The 16,904-nt window shown below is 58.4% G+C and carries 14 protein-coding genes; 9 read left to right on the forward strand and 5 right to left on the reverse strand.

Going from position 1 to position 16,904, the window contains the following annotated elements; all coding sequences use genetic code 11:
* Nucleotides 1-339: 339 nt before the first annotated feature.
* A complete protein-coding gene (locus VFE46_13780) occupies nt 340-1,701 on the reverse strand; it encodes a DUF1015 domain-containing protein (protein HZZ29063.1) in 1,362 nt (453 codons plus the stop codon).
* Between the two features lie 197 nt (nt 1,702-1,898).
* Here VFE46_13780 and VFE46_13785 point away from each other — a divergent pair, with 197 nt between their 5' ends.
* Nucleotides 1,899-2,333 carry an aspartyl protease family protein gene (locus VFE46_13785; protein ID HZZ29064.1) on the forward strand — a complete coding sequence of 145 codons (435 nt, stop codon included), beginning with the start codon at nt 1,899-1,901 and terminating at the stop codon, nt 2,331-2,333.
* Between the two features lie 77 nt (nt 2,334-2,410).
* Here VFE46_13785 and ahcY read toward each other — a convergent pair whose 3' ends face one another.
* The gene (gene ahcY, locus VFE46_13790) at nt 2,411-3,730 is read right to left on the reverse strand and encodes an adenosylhomocysteinase (GenBank protein HZZ29065.1); all 1,320 of its coding nucleotides are present in this window, start codon (nt 3,728-3,730) and stop codon (nt 2,411-2,413) included.
* A 151-nt stretch (nt 3,731-3,881) separates the two neighbouring features.
* Nucleotides 3,882-4,631 carry a phosphoribosylanthranilate isomerase gene (locus VFE46_13795; protein HZZ29066.1) on the reverse strand — a complete coding sequence of 250 codons (750 nt, stop codon included), beginning with the start codon at nt 4,629-4,631 and terminating at the stop codon, nt 3,882-3,884.
* A gap of 276 nt (nt 4,632-4,907) precedes the next feature.
* Between VFE46_13795 and VFE46_13800 the strand changes: the two genes are divergently transcribed.
* The 4 genes from VFE46_13800 to VFE46_13815 all read left to right on the forward strand — a co-directional run bounded on the left by VFE46_13800 (nt 4,908) and on the right by VFE46_13815 (nt 10,579).
* Nucleotides 4,908-6,314 carry a hypothetical protein gene (locus tag VFE46_13800; GenBank protein HZZ29067.1) on the forward strand — a complete coding sequence of 469 codons (1,407 nt, stop codon included), beginning with the start codon at nt 4,908-4,910 and terminating at the stop codon, nt 6,312-6,314.
* A 184-nt stretch (nt 6,315-6,498) separates the two neighbouring features.
* Entirely contained in the window at nt 6,499-8,148 is a 1,650-nt protein-coding gene (locus VFE46_13805) for an AAA family ATPase (GenBank protein ID HZZ29068.1), read from the forward strand.
* Nucleotides 8,149-8,193: 45 nt separating this feature from the next.
* Complete coding sequence (locus VFE46_13810) at nt 8,194-9,660, forward strand: hypothetical protein (GenBank protein ID HZZ29069.1); 1,467 nt, start codon at nt 8,194-8,196, stop codon at nt 9,658-9,660.
* A gap of 85 nt (nt 9,661-9,745) precedes the next feature.
* Nucleotides 9,746-10,579: a polyprenol monophosphomannose synthase gene (locus tag VFE46_13815; protein ID HZZ29070.1), complete on the forward strand. Its 834-nt coding sequence runs from the start codon at nt 9,746-9,748 to the stop codon at nt 10,577-10,579.
* 9 nt (nt 10,580-10,588) lie between these two features.
* On the opposite strand, the gene VFE46_13820 is transcribed toward VFE46_13815, so the two are convergent.
* Nucleotides 10,589-12,229, reverse strand: a complete 1,641-nt coding sequence (locus VFE46_13820; GenBank protein ID HZZ29071.1) for an autotransporter-associated beta strand repeat-containing protein — start codon at nt 12,227-12,229, stop codon at nt 10,589-10,591.
* Nucleotides 12,230-12,448: 219 nt separating this feature from the next.
* On the opposite strand from VFE46_13820, the gene VFE46_13825 reads away from it, so the two are divergent.
* The 4 genes from VFE46_13825 (at nt 12,449) to VFE46_13840 (ending at nt 16,075) form a co-directional block, all read left to right on the forward strand.
* Nucleotides 12,449-12,985: an RNA polymerase sigma factor gene (locus VFE46_13825; protein ID HZZ29072.1), complete on the forward strand. Its 537-nt coding sequence runs from the start codon at nt 12,449-12,451 to the stop codon at nt 12,983-12,985.
* The gene (locus tag VFE46_13830; protein HZZ29073.1) at nt 12,982-13,557 is read left to right on the forward strand and encodes a tetratricopeptide repeat protein; all 576 of its coding nucleotides are present in this window, start codon (nt 12,982-12,984) and stop codon (nt 13,555-13,557) included. Before VFE46_13825 ends, VFE46_13830 begins: the two co-directional genes overlap by 4 nt.
* A 71-nt stretch (nt 13,558-13,628) precedes the next feature.
* A complete protein-coding gene (locus VFE46_13835) occupies nt 13,629-14,744 on the forward strand; it encodes a DUF1559 domain-containing protein (GenBank protein HZZ29074.1) in 1,116 nt (371 codons plus the stop codon).
* Nucleotides 14,745-14,782: 38 nt separating this feature from the next.
* Nucleotides 14,783-16,075: an NAD(P)/FAD-dependent oxidoreductase gene (locus tag VFE46_13840; protein HZZ29075.1), complete on the forward strand. Its 1,293-nt coding sequence runs from the start codon at nt 14,783-14,785 to the stop codon at nt 16,073-16,075.
* Between the two features lie 44 nt (nt 16,076-16,119).
* On the opposite strand, the gene VFE46_13845 is transcribed toward VFE46_13840, so the two are convergent.
* Complete coding sequence (locus VFE46_13845) at nt 16,120-16,896, reverse strand: hypothetical protein (protein HZZ29076.1); 777 nt, start codon at nt 16,894-16,896, stop codon at nt 16,120-16,122.
* Between the last annotated feature and the right edge of the window lie 8 nt (nt 16,897-16,904).

Consider the following 16,904-nt stretch of genomic DNA (forward strand, 5'->3'; position numbering starts at 1 on the left):
GTAACGCTGGAGTGACAAGAAGGTGTCAGCCCCGCCGTAATGCTTTTCGGACCGCCGCGGGGTCAGGTTATAACGAGCTTGCCGAAGGCAGCGGATATCCCATAACCGGACGTTTCACGTGAAACCCTACGGTTCCACAAAAGCGCCTGTTCCACGTGAAACACCCAAAATATGCAAGCATTGCTGGCGTGATAGCCGGTTCCACGTGAAACAGGGGGGAAATGCAGAAGGCAGAAAGCTGAATGCAGAAAGCAGAAGACGGAAGATAGAAGGTAGAAGGCGGAGCCAAACCAGTAGCTTTTGAATTCTGCCCTCTGCCTTCTGCTTTCTGCCTTTTATTCACTCCAGCGGATTAATCACCAGGCCGCTGACCAGTTTCGGATAGAAATATGTGCTTTTCGCTGGCATCCGTTCGCCGTGCTGGCTGATCTGCCGAATATGCTCGACCGTGGCGGGCATCACTAGGGCCGCGAATTCAAACCGGCCCCCCTGCCCCATCACCCCGGTGGCATCGCGCGTAGCGGCATCTCCCTGTTCCAAACTTTGCACGACTTCGTCCACCGTGTGCACGTACTTGGGCTTGGGCAAATCCTTGGCGGCCAGCAGCGTGTCTACGACCAAGCGATGCAGCAGCGATACGCCCAGGCCTTGCCAATCGGCCGAATGCTCGGCGGCAATTTCCGCCATCCGCTTGCGGCCCGCTTCGGTTACTTTGGCCACGGTCCAACGTTCATCCTGGCCGGTGAAGAAACCCAACGTGCCTTGCTGCTCGGCCGCTTCGATTTCGTCCCACACGGTCGGCGCTAAATCGGCCCCTTCCCCGGCCACCCTGGTTGTGAAGTGCGGGCCAAGTTTGTCCGCCAACTGTTTGGAATCCATTGCCGCCAGTCCGCGAAACAGCCTGTGCGTGGGGAGCACCAACAGGCCGGAGTCGTTCATGCCCACGCACATCATCAGCACGTAGTTGGCCGGATGATCGGGCGTCAGCTTGCCGGCGGTCTCCAGTTCGTCTCGATAGTTGCATGCCGTTTCGTAGCGATGATGCCCATCGGCAATGAACATCGGCTTGGGTTCCATCAGGTCCGTGAGCCGCTTGATCACGGCCTCATCGGTCACCGTCCACATGCGGTGCACCAAGCCCAAGTGATCGGTCGCCTCCACCGGTGTCTGCTCGGCCACGGCCTGTTCCAGCAATTCCTGTGCGGCATTTTCTGCATCCGGATACAGGCCAAAAATTTGGCTCAGGTTGGCACGACAGGCGCGCGTCAGCAACAGCCGATCGGCCTTCGGCCCAGAGAGCGTTTCCTCGTGCGGATAAATTTCCCCCTCGCCAAACCGTTCCAGCCGACAGCGCACCATGAAGCCCCGCCGGGTGTGCTTTTTCCCGGCGTACTCAAACGATTGATGATACACATACACCGCCGGCTTGGGCTCCTCGTACAGCACGCCTTCGCTCCGCCAATTCTTTAGGAACTTCGCCGCCCGAGAATAGCGCTGGTTGGCATCCGGGTTGTTGATGTCCCCATCCCCCGGCTCATCGCGATTCAATTCCATGCGAACAACATTCGCCGGATGCAGCTTGTAGAGTTTGTTTTGCAAATCGGAATCGATCACGTCGTACGGTGGGCAGATGACGTTCGACAGCGAATCGACCTGCTTCAGGTCGTAGCGAAGTGCGCGGAACGGAGCGATGGTGGGCATGGCATGTAGTGATTGGTGGTCAGTGGTCAGTGCACTGAGGTTGAAATCAGTTTTCGCGGTCAGTAATCCGCTTGCGGTTTCGTCCTCTTGCGCCACGTTTATCTCCCAACCCTGCCCCTCTGTCAAACCCCCGCCGATGCTGCCAAACTCTTGATTTTCTGTTACAATGCCATTGTGCGATAACAATGGAGGCTGCCGTGGGAATTGACACAATGGGCCGAGTAACGGTTACGGCGTTGATTGAAAACTTGGAAGACCTCACGCTGGCCGATAATGGCAAACTTGCGGGTGCTGACATCCGACGAATTGAAGTTTCCGATGCACTTGTCGACACAGGCGCATCGACTCTCTCCATGCCGATCAGCATGATCCAGAAACTCGGGCTCAAACTTCACCGTAAGAGACGTACCATGACAGCCGGAGGAGCACGAGAGATAGGCGTATTTAGCGGTGTTCGCGTTACGATTCAAGATCGGGATTGCATCGTCGAAGTGAACGAATTACCAGACGGATGTCCTGTCCTAATTGGACAGATACCATTGGAAGCCATGGATTGGGTTGTCGATCCAAATCGTCAACGGCTAATTGGCAATCCAGCCCATGGCGGAGTATGGACGACTGAACAGTATTAGTCGAACGAGAGTTTCAGGCAGAAGTATGTACTTGGCGATTGCGAGAGATAATTTTAAATCTCAATTGCAACCCTGCACTAGTACCGGTAATACTCCGGCTTGAACGGCCCTTCTTGCGGAATGCCCAGGTAGTCGGCCTGCTTGGTCGAAAGCTTCGTGAGCTTCACGCCCAGCTTGTCCAGATGCAGCCGGGCTACTTCCTCATCCATTTTCTTGGGCAGCACGTGCACGCCCAGCGGGAATTTTTCCGGCTCGGTCCACAGGGCAATTTGAGCAATCACTTGGTTCGTGAAGCTGTTGCTCATCACGAATGACGGATGCCCCGTCGCGCACCCCAGGTTCACCAACCGCCCTTCGGCCAACACCAAAATCGATTTGCCGCTGGGCAGCGTGTACCGATCGACCTGCGGTTTAATCTCCAGCTTCTTCACGTTCTTCTGGCCGTTCAGCCAGGCCATGTCAATTTCCAAATCGAAGTGCCCAATGTTGCACACAATGGCGTCGTTGGGCATGGCTTCCATGTGATGGCCCAAAATCACGTCGCGGCAGCCGGTGGCCGTCACAAAAATATTTCCCCGCGAAGCGGCTTCGTCCATGGTGGTCACTTCGTAACCTTCCATCGCTGCTTGCAACGCACAGATGGGATCGATCTCGGTGACGATCACCCGGGCGCCCAGTGAACGCATGGCATGGGCACACCCTTTGCCGACGTCGCCATAGCCGGCCACCACGACTACCTTGCCGGCCACCATGATGTCGGTTGCCCGCTTGATGCCGTCGGCCAGCGATTCGCGGCAGCCGTAGAGGTTGTCGAACTTGCTCTTGGTGACCGAGTCGTTCACGTTGATGGCGGGCACTTTCAGCTCGCCCCGTTCGTGCATTTGGTACAGCCGATGCACGCCGGTCGTGGTTTCTTCGCTCAGCCCTTTGATGCCCGACAACAGCTCCGGATATTTTTGATGCACCATCGCGGTCAGGTCGCCGCCGTCGTCCAAAATTAAATTCAGCGGTTGGCCATCGGGGAAGAACAGCGTTTGCTCAATGCACCAATCGAACTCCTCGTTCGTCTCGCCTTTCCAAGCGAACACCGGGCAAGTTCCTCTCTTGGTGATGGCCGCCGCCGCATGGTCTTGCGTGGAGAAAATGTTGCAACTGCTCCAGGTCACTTTCGCGCCCAGTTCTTCCAGCGTTTCGATCAGCACCGCCGTCTGAATGGTCATGTGCAGGCAGCCGGCAATCCGGGCACCGGCCAGCGGCTTACTCTTGCCGTATTTTTTCCGCAGCGACATCAGGCCTGGCATTTCGTTCTCGGCCAGCATAATTTCCTTGCGCCCCCAATCGGCCAGGGCGAGATCGGCAACTTTATACGGCAGTTTTTTGGCTTCGACAGTGGCCACAGTGAACTCCTGAAATCGGTTCGAGTGCAAAATCGATGCTAACTCTTTACGGTGCAAGTGCTTCCGAAATTGCGTAAACGATCCATTCTAAACGCGGACAGGCATTTTCGCAAGCGTGGCGATTGAACGCTGCGTCCTAACCCACGGCCGTTTAAGACACTGCAGCGAAAGCGCGTTTGGCTTCCTCGATGAATGCTTTCACCCGCGCCGGATCTTTTTTGCCCGGAGTGTTTTCACGTAGCCGAGTTTCTCCGAAACTCGGGTCCGCGTCTCGGAGAGGCGCGGCTACACTAAATTCCACGCCGCTGGCGGTGTCCACCGCATCGGGCTTCACGATCCGAATTGCCTCGGCCACATTTTCCGGCGTCAATCCGCCGGCCAGCACCAGCGGAACATCGAACTGTTTTTTTTCGCGCCATCGGGCAATCGCTTCCCAATCGGCGGTCTCGCCCGTGCCACCATATTCGCCCGGCTTGTGCGCATCGATCAGCACCGCATCGGGCAAACAATTCAGCGCCGCACACTGCTTCAGATATTCATCAATGGGCGTGCTTCCTTCCGGCCCCCAACGCAAGGCGCGCATGATTGGCAAATCCACCGCCTCCTTCACATGCTTGATTACCTTAGGCAATTCATCCCCATGCAGTTGCACCCACGTGGGTTCGACGTGGGTCACAATGCTGGCGATCTCGCTGACCGTGTGGTTCACAAACACGCCAACAACTGCTAGCTCGTGGGAATCGACCCGCGCGATATTTTGCGCCTCCAATGGATCGATGTGTCGCCGGCTGCCAGTAAAAAAATTCAAACCGATCGCGCCGGCCCCATGTTCAATCGCGACCGCCGCATCTTCCGACGACGTCACCCCGCAAATTTTGATTTGAAACGGCAATCGGCTCATCAATACACCCGGCGAAATTCACAAAGCATGGCGTCCAAAAATCGGCAGCCCACAATTATACGCTAGCACTCCCCTTTCGTTAGCCCGGGCGGCCACGCCGGGCGGCGTTACAACGCGGCCAGGGCAAAACCCTTTCATGCTGTCTGGATTGACCGGCCGATACCGAACGATGTGTGATAGCGTTCGCCTATCGATCCCGTTCCGAATGACACCCTGCCCGTCTGACACAGTCGGGCTATGTAATATCTGCCCGCTGTCTACCGCCAGCCGCCTGCAATGCCTACTACAACCCAAACCGCTTGGCGACGCCTGTACGTGTTTGTGGCCGTGGCGCTGGCGGTGTTTTTGTTGGCGCTGGTTGGCGTGGGATTCATCTGCCATGGTTTCGCCATGCCAGCTGAAGGCACGCCCACGATCTCCACCGGCGCGGATTCCTCGGCCGATGCAATCGCAGAGAACGATTCACAACCGCTATCCATTCCGGCGAAATTGATCTCCGCCGTTGCCGCCGCCAACGAGGAGGGATCGACCGCCTACCGTGCCGCGCAGCAAGCGGTCGATCATTACCAAACGACCGAAATTGAATTGCAAGATTTGCTCAGCCAGCATTTCGACGACTTGCTGCGCACAGCCGCTCAATACAGTGCCCCGCCCGCCGAGGCGCAACCGGCCAGCTCGGGCGAGGAAATTCCTCAACCGCCGCTGGCACTCGAACGGGCTGCTGCTCCTGCCGCTACAGCACAGCCCGCTGCGTCAGCAATTTCACAGCCTGCCGACAAAGTGACCGATCAACCGGCTAATGAAAACTCCTCCGGGCCGCTTGTGGCCATCAACCCGCAGTGGCAGGACTTGCACGACAAGCTGGATGATCTGGAAGCGCAACATACCAAGCTCGCCGCCAACATGCTGCCAACCCACCCGGCATTGCAGGCGTTGGAACAATCGATCGCCGATCTGCAGGAGCGGCTGAAAAACGTGCCCAAGGAAGTGGCGATGAAACAGGATCCATCTGCCGCTATGCCAGCCGCGGAGCAAAAGGCCGTCACCCAGACAGCCCCGCCGCAAATTTCACCGACGCTGCCTACAACTGCCACGCCTAAGACGCCCGCGACGGCGAGCATTTTCACGATGCTACTCCCCGAATGGAAAAGCACCGCCGATCAATACCGAGAGCTAACCGCTCGTCTGCAAAACGAGAAGGGAATCTGCTACCAGGCGCTGAACACCGAAAGCGCCGCCTGGCAGCGCAAAGCGCAAATTCCGGTCGATTATTTGGCCACGCTTAAGGTGCCCAACCCCGTTATCATCTCGTCGCCCACGACGACCATGATCGGCGCCAGTCCGCAGTTGGCAATTTACTGGTGCGGCGCGCTGGCATTCATCGCGGCGGCGCTTGTTGCCCGGTCGGCGCGCGTTTCCGAAGCCGTGTTCAACACCGCCGCCGAAGTAGGGCAACGGCTGGCGATTTCGATTCTGGGTTTTCTGCCAACCAGGCCGGCGAGTGCTGCCCGCGAAAATCGAGGCCGCGAGCCCCGCTGGATTGCCCGCACGCTGCTCTTGGCGGAACTATCTCTGGTAGCGATGGTGGCAATGTTGACGATTGTTTCGCTGATGGATCAGCAATTTTTCAATCATTTGCTGGCCAATCCGCTGGCCGCTTGCTCGCAGAAATTCTTTTGCTAGCACGACCCTGCTGTCCGGCCCTAATCTGCCCTGCTGCCAAACGCCGAAGCTATCTAACAGCGCCCCGGTGAGAATGACCAAGCACCAATTGACCAATCGCAGGTACATCATTTTTGGCCATTGGGATTTGGTCATTGGTTATTGATTCGCCAGTCGCCCATACCATCACTTAAGAAGAGACTTCATGTACGAAGCGTGTTTTGGTTTCAACGAGCGTCCGTTTGCCGCGGCGGTTTCGGCGAAGCGCTATTTTCCGGGCGATTCCATCGACGCGGCCCGCGAAAATTTGGCCCGCTGCATCGATCGGGCCGAAGGGGTGGGTCTGCTCGTGGGTCCGGCCGGAACGGGCAAATCGCTGTTGTGCCAGGTGTTGGCGGAACAGTTTCGCCGCGCGCTGCAGGTGGCGCTCTTGGCCAGCGGTCAACTGTGCACCCGCCGGGCGCTGTTGCAAGCCATTTCGTTTGAGTTGGGGCTGCCATACCGTGGCATGGAAGAAGGTGATTTGCGGCTAGCGCTGGTCGATCATCTTTCGCCGCGCAGCAAGGCAGGCGAAACGACAAGTCCGGATCAGGCTTCATTGGCCGGCGCGCCGCTGTTGCTTATCGTTGACGAAGCGCACACGCTTCCCATGCGGCTGCTGGAAGAGTTGCGACTCATTACCAATTTGATTCGCAATGGCCAGCCGCGCGTCAGGCTGGTGCTCGCCGGCAGCCCGCAATTGGAAGATCGCTTTGCGCATCCGAAAATGGAATCCTTCAATCAGCGCGTGGCCACGCGCTGTTATTTGGAAGCGCTCGATCGGCAGCAAACGATCGAATACGTTCGGCACCAAATACGCCAGGTGGGAGGCGAGCCGGAGCGCATTTTCACCCCCGACGCGCTGGAAGCCATTCCCAAAGCCACCGACGGCATTCCGCGGCTCATCAACCAAGTGTGCGATCACGTGCTGCTGTTGGCGTTTGCTGGCGGCATGCAACAAATTACCGCTTTGGGCATCGAAGAAGCCTGGGCCGATTTGCAGCAGTTGCCCACTCCCTGGAATGCGGCGCAGGGCGCGCCGGCGCCAGTCGATGGAAAAAATGTCGTCGAGTTCGGCACGCTGGATGACGAGCTGCTGGACGATTTGCCCGCAGCGGTTCCATTTCGCTCCGCCACACAACCGGACGATGCGCCCGCCGCCACGGAAACCGATGCGCTCGCCAGCCTGCGGGAAGTAATTGCCCCGCCGCACGAATATCACGACGATTTCCACCCGGCCGGCAGCATTGGGCCCGAAGTAGAATTAATATTTCCGCAAGGGTCGAATCCGTTTCGGAACGATTTCCGCGAAGAAGAAGTGGTCCTCGATCGCTATACCAGCCTGGAAACCAATGCGCTGGCCAATCGGCCGCTGGTCCGTAGCCCCGAAAGCCGAGATTTGGCCGCGCTGTTGAAAGCCGCCAACGCCACGGTGAAAGAGCTCGCCTCGCCACGTCCCGCGATGGCCGTGGCGCCCGCCACCTGGCCGGGCGGAGTTCCCACTGCGGCCGAACAACCATCGGCCGCGTCGCAGGCGGCGGCAGCTTCTGGCTTCGAGCCAATGAGCGATTCGGCAGCGAGTTTACCGCAAGTGCCGGCGGCCAATGAAAGTGTCGCAGCGGCAATTGCCAATTCGAGCGAATCGCCGGCAGCGACGCCGAAAGTCTTGGCGCAACTTTCCACCACTTCCATCAACGACGACGATTTAATCGTCATCGAAGATCCCCCGGAAATGAGACCGCCGGTGCAGCAACCACCGGCGCGCGTGCGTCGCCAGGAGTATCGTCAATTGTTTGCCAAACTGCGGCGCGGGTAAAATTTCGCTGGCGTCTTGCGCACCTAAGGAATTCCGACTTCTGCCATGGGCCTGTTCCTCAATTCGTTGACGCGAATCGAATCTCGCTCGCCGAATGCGCTGGGCGAGGCCAACTCGGCTTCTCCCGTTGCGCCTGCTGCTAGTAGTGAGAATGCGCCAAACATGGCGTTGCCGCCCGAAACCACGACGCCGCAGTTGCCACAGAGCCCAGTGCCGGCGGAATTGGCCGGCACAACGGCGGATCATCCCTTCCCGCTCGAAGAATTGACGCCGCTGCCGGACATTTTGTCGGCGCTCGATGAGCCGGCTGCGCCCCAGCCAAGCAGCGAAGTGCGCGCCCCCGTCGAACTCGGTGGCGAGCAATCGGCCGCGGACCTCGATTGGCGCCGCCTGGAAGAACTGCAGAAAATGGTGCTGGCCGACCTGGCAGATCTCAAGTCGCCAAAATTCGATTTCGCAGCATCGAAAGCCGATTGCGACCCGCCCGGCGCGCCGCCACCAGCCGCGGCCTCGCAGCTTAGCGACAGCACAGCGGCGCCAGCGGAATTTAGCCCCAGCGTCGAAATCGTTTCTTCACTCGGGTCTGAAGTTACACGGTTGGATGTCGCAGCGTCGGCGGAAGAAGATCCCTCTCCGCTGTTGCAGCCCTGTTGCACGGTGATTGAACCGCCCCCGCCGCTGGCCGACCTGCCGTGCGAACAAGCTTCCCGCCCAAAGCCACCGGAAACGGCGCCCATTGTTAGCCCCGCGCCGGCAGTTGCGCCGAAAACGTGGCCCAGCGGCACACCCTTGCCTCCGGTGGTTCCGCCAGCGGAGGCAGCACCAGCGATGGCAACATTCGCTGCTGCCTCGCCCACGCCAACAATACAACCGCCGTTGAATCTCCAGCCGGAATTTCGAGAACTGCGCGATCAATTGCTCGCCCAGCTCGATTTAACCACACACCCCACGCTGCTGCTGGTAGATGCTGGCCGTGAAACAAACAACGCGGCTTGGCTATGGCCGCTGGCCACGGGCGTGGTCGACAAACTGAACGCCGCCCGTCGCGATGCTGAATCGCGCATATTGCTGGTGGAAGCGGCCGGCCCAAATTGCGGATTGGCCAACACCCTGGGCATCGACACGCATGTGGGATTGAACTACGTGCTCAACGGCCGATCCGAATGGCCGGGGGCCATTCAATCCACATTGCATCCGCAAATCAAATTGCTAACCCGCGGATCGGAAGCGCTCGAGCCGGGCGCAATGCAGCGGATGAAAGCTGCCTGGGCGGAATTATCGCGCCAGTTTGATTTGCTGTTGGTGGCCGTGGGATCGATCATCGCCGAGGCGCACTCCGACCATTCGACTGGGCCAAAAAACCTCGCCTGCGATTTGTTTCTGCCGCTGGCGACCGCAGCCATGCTGTACGTGGAGCTTGGCTGCACCTCACCGGAAGCGGCCGACCACGCCAAACGACTGCTCGACGCGCAGGGCATCAAGCTGCTAGGCTGTGTCATTCAATCGGAGTAGGCTTACGTTCTTTTCCTCCGCTTCGGCGCAGGGAAATATAGTTCGCTCGGACCGCCTGCACAAGTCGTAGGTCATCTTCCATCGCATGGCATCGGTAGTTCCAAAGCAGCCTGTTGCGCAAGCCCCTGTCGATGAGCCGCGTGCGCCGTCTGGCAAAACGCTGGTGATGTGCGCCACTTATAACGAGATTGAAAACTTGCCGCAGTTGATCGCGGAAATTTTCGCGGCCGCTCCGCAGGTCGATTTTTTGGCCATTGACGACAACTCCCCGGACGGCACCGGCCAATGGTGCGATGCCCAGGCCGCCGCCGATCGCCGCATTCACTGCCTGCACCGGACCGGCAAACAGGGCCTGGGAACCGCGATTGTCGCCGGCATGCAGTACGCCATGCAGCACGGCTACGATTACGTGCTGAACATGGATGGCGATTTCAGCCACCACCCGCGCTACTTGCCAGCCATGCTGGCCGGCATGGAAGGAAAGCATCTTCCTCGCCCTTTGGGAGAGGGTCGGGGTAAGGGTGCTGTGCCCGTCGATGTGATGATTGGCTCGCGCTACATTCCCGGCGGCGGCACGGTCGGCTGGCCGCTGAAGCGGAAGCTGATGAGTCGGGCTGTCAATTTATACGCACGGTGGATGCTCTGGCTTATGCCCAAAGACGTCAGCGGCGGTTATCGCTGTTATCGTGTGGCGAAGCTGCGGGAGTTGCCCTTCGATCAAATTCGTTCCCGCGGTTATTCATTTCAGGAGGAAGTGCTTTGGCTGTTGCGCCGCCGCCGGGCGCGCTTCGGCGAAACGCCCATTTTGTTTGCCGATCGTGAACGCGGCCAATCGAAAATCAACCGCGGCGAAGCCTGGGAAGCGCTGCGGATTATTTTACAGCTGGGTCTGGCGAACCTCTGCGGCCGTTCAGCGTGAAATTGTCGTTCACGCTCGGTGCTTCCGAACCGCAAACAGCGCGAGCATTGCCAGACCCAGCAAAGTTGCTCCGGATGGCTCGGGAACCAAGATGTCGTAAATCGCCACGTCGTTGCCGCCGGTCAGTGTGCTGGTGGCCTGGTTGCCGGTCCAATTCGCGTGATAGGTGACCTTTCCCGTAATCCCATTGCCGAGGCTGATGGTCGTGCCTTCGTTGATGGCGTCAAACGGCTGATTCTCTTGAAATATACCTGCGTCCGACCGTGTCAAAATGTAAAACACGTCATGGAAAGCGGGCAGAAAGCCGTTCACCAAGCTCACACTCAGCCGCGCCGTTTGCAAGGTTACTTTGCCGGCGTCGACCTGATCGTAAAACCCCGCGCCATCGCCGGGTGTTGTGCCACCCAATTCCGCGACCAGCCGTCCGGTTGTGGCAAACGTCAACGATCCGTTGATATTCAATACGCCCGAACCGTTGTCGCCGGCCGCCAATATGCCGGAGCTGACGGTGACTATCTGATTAGCATTGGCCAAATTAATTGTGCCAATGCCACCTAACACGGCGGCGCTGGTGGTCACAATGTAGCTGCCCGCCGAGTTGTGCGTGCCATCGACCAGCAGCGTGCCCCCGGAAATGGTCGTCGTGCCGCGATAGCTGTCCGTGCCCGACAGCGTTTGTGTGCCGGTGCCCGTTTTCAAGATGCTCAATGTGCCCGCATTGGTGGGATTCGTAATTGACCCGGCAAATGCGGCCGTGGCGTTGTTGCCGCCCAGCATCAACGTCGTAGCAAATTGTCCCGATGAATTCGTCACGACGGCCGTTGTGGAAGTGGCGGATAGCCCGTTAATGGTTTCGGCCGTGGCCGCACCAATCTGCAACAACCCATTGCCTTGCAAAACCACATTGCCGGCGGTGCTGCCGCTGGGAAGCACGTTGTTCAAATCAAGCTTGAGAATCCCGCCATTTCCAATCGTGGTATCGCCGCCGTAGATTTCCGGGGTGGTGGTAAAGTCAACGATGCCTTGACTGTTGCCCACAATTTGCACGCCCCAGGTTTGTCCCAGCGGCGACTGCGAGATTCCCCCGCTAATCGTAAACGTCGAATCCAAACTATTGATCACCGCCGCCAGCGATCCGCTCACACCGTTGCCCAAAACCAGTGGGGCGGTAATCGCATTGCCACTACCGGATTTCACGTTGATCGACACAAACTTCGTGACGCCGTCGGCGGTGGCCGGGTCGGCGCTAAGCAACGTCAGGCTGTTGGTTAATGCGGCGCCCGAATTGACGTGAATGGTTTTGCCGCTCCCGGGATCCAGCGTTAATCCGTATGCCGTTTGATTCGCATCCAATGTCACGGATGCCGGCGAACTGGGCTGCGTGGCGGGTTGGCCAATCGTGGCATCTTCCAAAATGGTTGGCGTGTGTCCGTTTTCCCAATTGACCACACTGTTCCAACTACCACCTTCTGGAAGATCCCAGCCATTTACCGTCGGAGTGACCGCCAATGCGCCTGATGCAGCGACAGATAAAAAACCGGCGGCCAAATAGGCTACGGCCCAAGACAATTTCAGTCCCCTAGGCGACGCGCCTTCCGCTCGCCGCAAAACGTATTTCAGCCAACACTGCCGATCAACCACTGAATACATCCGCGCGCTCCAAAGAAAAGAGTGCTCGTCCGTTGCGATGTCGGACTTGGTATCTATTGCCGGCGCGGCCGGTTACTATCACCCTTAGACGCTAGTGGGAAGCGGATCGTTGGCGCATTTTTTTTTCAAAATTTGCGCCAACACTCGGCGTGTGCCCTGCGTCTAAACCCATAGCTGGCTGGAAAGCAACCGGTGACACAACCGTCAGAAAACGCTCTTGTGAAGCGCATCCTAGCGGGCAACCGCGAGGCATGCGCTGAATTGATTGGGCAATACCATGCGCCCATCTATCGGCTGTTGGTCCATCTGTGCCGCGATGCCCACCTGGCCGAAGACTTGGCCCAAGAAAGCTTTCTGGCGGCCTGGGCGAAAATCGGCAGCTTCAACGCCGCCAGCTCGCTCAACACTTGGTTGCACACCATTGCCTACCGTAAATTCGTCGACAACCATCGCCGCCAGGAGCGCGCGGTCGCCGCGCACTCCGACACGCCACTGGAACAGGTACAATCCAACACACCAAATCCCTATGACAGTGCGATGTTCAACGATCAAAGCCGCCGGCTGTATCAAGCGCTCGATGGTCTGGCGCCGGCCGAGCGCGATGCGGTCATTCTGCACTACTTGCAGGACCTAAGTTACGAAGAAATGGCCGCGGTCCTCGGCCAACCCAGCGGCACGATAAAGTGGCGCACCCACCAGGCATTGGAAAATTTGCGAAGCATTTTAACCGGCAAACGAAATTCACTCGAACCATGAGCCAGGCCGTGCCCCCCTCGCCGCAGCCCGATCTACACCAGCGTCCTCTGGAATCACTGGAGGAGCAATTGCGCGCACTGCCGCCTCCCACGGTGCCCGCGGCACTGCCTGCCAAGCTCATCGCCGCCCTGCCTGCCACGGCGGCCACGGCCACTTTCGCCGCTGGCTCAGCCAAACTTTGGCTTTGGCTCGTCGGCATTGGCGCGGCAGTCGTGTTGTTAGCGGCATTGATGATTACTGGGCTGACGCATTCCGGTTCCAACGCTCCGCCAGAACCCAAACCCGCCGCCGCTAATTCAGCCGCCACAGCGAATTCAACGCTGGTCCCCGCTGCAGTTTCTAAAACAATCGAAAATTACCAGCAGGCCGTGACCGTCGATCCCTACAACGCCGATGCCTGGTTCAATCTGGCCAAAGCGCAGGCTGCGGCACAGCTTTCCGCCGATGCCATTTCGTCGGCCAAAAAGGCCATCGACATTGCCCATTCCCGTAACCAAACAACATTCGTTAGCACTATCGAAGCGTGGCTCCGATCCTATCGTGCCACATTGCCGGGGCAATCTGCAAAATAAATTGCCACGCTGACCGGATTCGCCAATGTTGCTTGCAATGTTCCCCGGTGCAATGCAAAATCAACTGCGCCATGCCAGCCTTCACACGCCATCATCGCGCTTGTTATCGTGCAGCGACATTCCACCGCCTGCCCAGAGCATTTACGCTGGTGGAATTGCTCGTCGTCATTGCCGTCATCGGCATTTTAATTGCAATGCTGCTGCCGGCGGTGCAATCGGCGCGCGAAGCGGCTCGGAATGTCGAATGTAAAAATCACCTCAAGCAAATTGGTCTGGCCTGGGAAAACCATCATACGGCTCAAAAGTTTTACCCGACCGGCGGCTGGGGATCGAACTGGGCCGGCGATCCCGATCAAGGCTTCGATAAGCACCAACCCGGCGGTTGGGCATACAATATCTTGCCTTATCTGGAAGAACGTTACATTCATGACGTGGGCAAAGCCATGCGCTATGGCGGCACGCCCGACAAAAAAGACGCTCTGTCCGCAGCGGCCCAATCCGTGGCCGCAATTTTTCTGTGCCCTTCGCGCCGGCCGCAAGCCAGCCTGTTTGCGTTCACCCAGCAAGCAAATTCTTACGCCAACATCAACCTCCGCAATGTGTCGACCGTTTGGCGCGGTGATTACTGCGCCAACGCGGGCGATCAGGCCTTTAATGGTGAATTGGCCAGCCCCCCCACCGCCAATCAAATTGACGATTCGCAGTTCCCTTTCGATCGCACCGATAATCCCGCGCTGCGCGGCTATTCCAACGGCGTATCGTACTATCAAAGCACGATTTCGCTGCGGCAAATCACCGATGGCGCTTCGCACAAATACATGGTGGGCGAAAAATTCCTCTACACCGATAAATATTTCACCGGTGACGATCCTGGCGACAACGCTTGGCTGTGGACCGGATGGGATGATGATCTGTATCGCACCGCTGGCATCAATTACCACGGCAGCACAGGGCCCAGCCCTAGCACGCCCTCCCCCATTCCGCCGCAGGCCGATATGCCTTCCACGCACGCCGATCCAACCACAAAAACTTATGAAGCCGACATGTGGGGCAGCCCGCATCCGACCGCCTTCAACATGGTGTTTTGCGATGGTTCGGTTCACTCACTCCCCTACGGCATCGATTTGCTCACCCACCGCCGCCTGCACAACCGTGCCTCGGGATATTCGGACTCTCCACCCGAGTGACTCTCTTACCGCGACATGGGCTGCCCGGACAGTTTCCAGTGCCTGAACATCATCCACTTGCCGCCGATTCGAATTGGCAGGTGGTGGTCATTGGCGCCGGCGCTGCCGGACTGGTGGCGGCGGAACGGGCGGCTTCGCGCGGGCTGAAAACCCTGCTGCTCGAGCGAAATCGCAAGCCGGGCGTAAAAATTTTGATGTCCGGCGGCACGCGCTGCAACCTCACACAAAATACGGACTGCCGGGGCATTGTGGCCGCTTACGGTCCGCCCGGCCGCTTTTTGCACTCGGCCCTGGCGGCACTGGGCCCGCAAGAGTTGGTGGCCTTGGTCGAAGGCGAAGGCGTACCGACGAAAATCGAAGAAACCGGCAAGATTTTCCCGGTCAGCGATAAAGCCACGGACGTGCTGCAGGCATTCATGGAGCGATTGCACCGCAGCGGCTGCGAGCTGGCGCTGGAAGAATCGCTGATCGAACTGGAGCGAATCGAAAACTCAAGCGCCGAACACTGCTTTCGCCTGTCAACCTCTAAACGCACTTTGACCGCCGGCCGCGTCATCATCACCACCGGCGGACAATCGTATCCCGGCAGCGGCACCACCGGCGACGGTTACCATTGGGCCGCGGCTTTCGGCCACACGATTGTTCCGCCCCGGCCGGCGCTGGTGCCCATCACCACTTCCGCACCCTGGGTACGCAAACTTTCGGGCATCACCATTCCCGACGTGGCGCTACGTTTGTTGGAACCCGATCCGAACCAATCCAGTCCTAAACAAAAAATTTTGGACATCCGCCGCGGATCGCTATTGTTCACCCATTTTGGATTGTCCGGCCCGGTGGTGCTCGACATCAGCCGCCACGTCAGCGGCCACCCGCAGCCGCAAACTTTGCAACTGGAGTGCGATTTTCTGCCCGACATTAAATTGCATGAGTTAGATCATCAGCTTCACCAGCAAGCTGTCAGCGAAGGCAAGAAGCAACTTCTTTCGCTAGTGCCGGAAGTTTTGCCGCGCCGTTTAGCGGAAGTGTTGCTGCAGGAGGTCAGCCTGCCCGCCGACAAAAAAGCAGGTGAACTCAGCAACGCCAACCGCGCCGCCCTGCTCCGCGCACTCAAGCAACTGCCAATTTCGGTCACCGGCACGCGCGGCTTCGCCAAGGCGGAAGTCACCGCCGGCGGCGTGCGGCTGGATGAAATCGATTCCAGCACGCTCGAAAGCAAGCTTGTGCCCGGCCTGTATTTTGCCGGCGAAGTGCTCGACCTGGACGGCCCCATCGGCGGCTACAATTTCCAGGCCGCCTTCAGCACCGGCTGGCTAGCGGGCATGAGTGTGTGACCAAATACGGCACTGTCTGTGCGGTTTGCATCGTGTCCGCAAGTTTAACTTTCCTGCCCGACGCTGCCGACTGCAAACGACGGCGTCTGCTTTGTCGTGAGACTTGTGTAGATGATGCAACTCGTAAGGATTCCGGCCAGTACCAGCGTGGAGCCGATGGTGCCAAAGCCCACTCCGCCCTTTTCGGCCGGTTTGGTCAGCAAATCGCCAAACGTGGCCCCAAACGGCCGCGTTAACACGAATGCAATCCAAAACAACAGCACGTGGTTTAACCGGGTAAACATGGCAGCCAGCGCCACCAGTGCAATCAATCCGCCGATGAGTGCCGCTCCGCCTAAAAATCCCAGGCCTGAATTGTCGGCCAAAAAATCTCCCAGTGCCGTGCCCAAGGTGTTGGAAAACAAAATCGCGATCCAATAAAACAGCTCCGCTTTGGTAGTGCGAATGTTGCTGACCGACAGGCTTTTCTCACTCAACCGCCACACCAGCAGCACGACAGCTAAGCACGTCATCAAAATGAGCGACCCTTTGGCATAGCCCAGGCCCAGCGTGCGGTCCATGAAGTCCGACATGGTAGTGCCGGCCATGCTGGTCGTGAGAATCACCGTCCAATACAACGCGGGAATGAAGCGGCTGGCTTTCAACTGCGCGACCAGCGAAATGAAAAACAGGCTGATGAGAATGACCGAACTGAGCCCGTAGCCCACGTTCAGGGTCATGGAAATCAAATCGCCCGCCGTTTCTCCCAGCGTGGTGGCGCAGATTTTCATGATCCAAAACGCCAGCGTAACCTGCGCAACTTTATTGGCATGAGCCGGCATTGTTAGCG

This window comes from Pirellulales bacterium (genome assembly GCA_035656635.1).
Taxonomy (GTDB): Bacteria; Planctomycetota; Planctomycetia; order Pirellulales; family JADZDJ01; genus DATJYL01.

Excerpts from the sequence above, each read along its gene's own strand:
- VFE46_13780 (HZZ29063.1), bottom strand. The coding sequence starts at position 1,701 with ATGCCCACCATCGCTCCGTTCCGCGCACTTCGCTACGACCTGAAGCAG.
- VFE46_13805 (HZZ29068.1), top strand. The coding sequence starts at position 6,499 with ATGTACGAAGCGTGTTTTGGTTTCAACGAGCGTCCGTTTGCCGCGGCG.
- VFE46_13810 (HZZ29069.1), top strand. The coding sequence starts at position 8,194 with ATGGGCCTGTTCCTCAATTCGTTGACGCGAATCGAATCTCGCTCGCCG.
- VFE46_13800 (HZZ29067.1), top strand. The coding sequence starts at position 4,908 with ATGCCTACTACAACCCAAACCGCTTGGCGACGCCTGTACGTGTTTGTG.
- VFE46_13835 (HZZ29074.1), top strand. The coding sequence starts at position 13,629 with ATGCCAGCCTTCACACGCCATCATCGCGCTTGTTATCGTGCAGCGACA.
- VFE46_13815 (HZZ29070.1), top strand. The coding sequence starts at position 9,746 with ATGGCATCGGTAGTTCCAAAGCAGCCTGTTGCGCAAGCCCCTGTCGAT.
- VFE46_13845 (HZZ29076.1), bottom strand. The coding sequence starts at position 16,896 with ATGCCGGCTCATGCCAATAAAGTTGCGCAGGTTACGCTGGCGTTTTGG.
- VFE46_13830 (HZZ29073.1), top strand. The coding sequence starts at position 12,982 with ATGAGCCAGGCCGTGCCCCCCTCGCCGCAGCCCGATCTACACCAGCGT.
- VFE46_13820 (HZZ29071.1), bottom strand. The coding sequence starts at position 12,229 with ATGTATTCAGTGGTTGATCGGCAGTGTTGGCTGAAATACGTTTTGCGG.
- VFE46_13795 (HZZ29066.1), bottom strand. The coding sequence starts at position 4,631 with ATGAGCCGATTGCCGTTTCAAATCAAAATTTGCGGGGTGACGTCGTCG.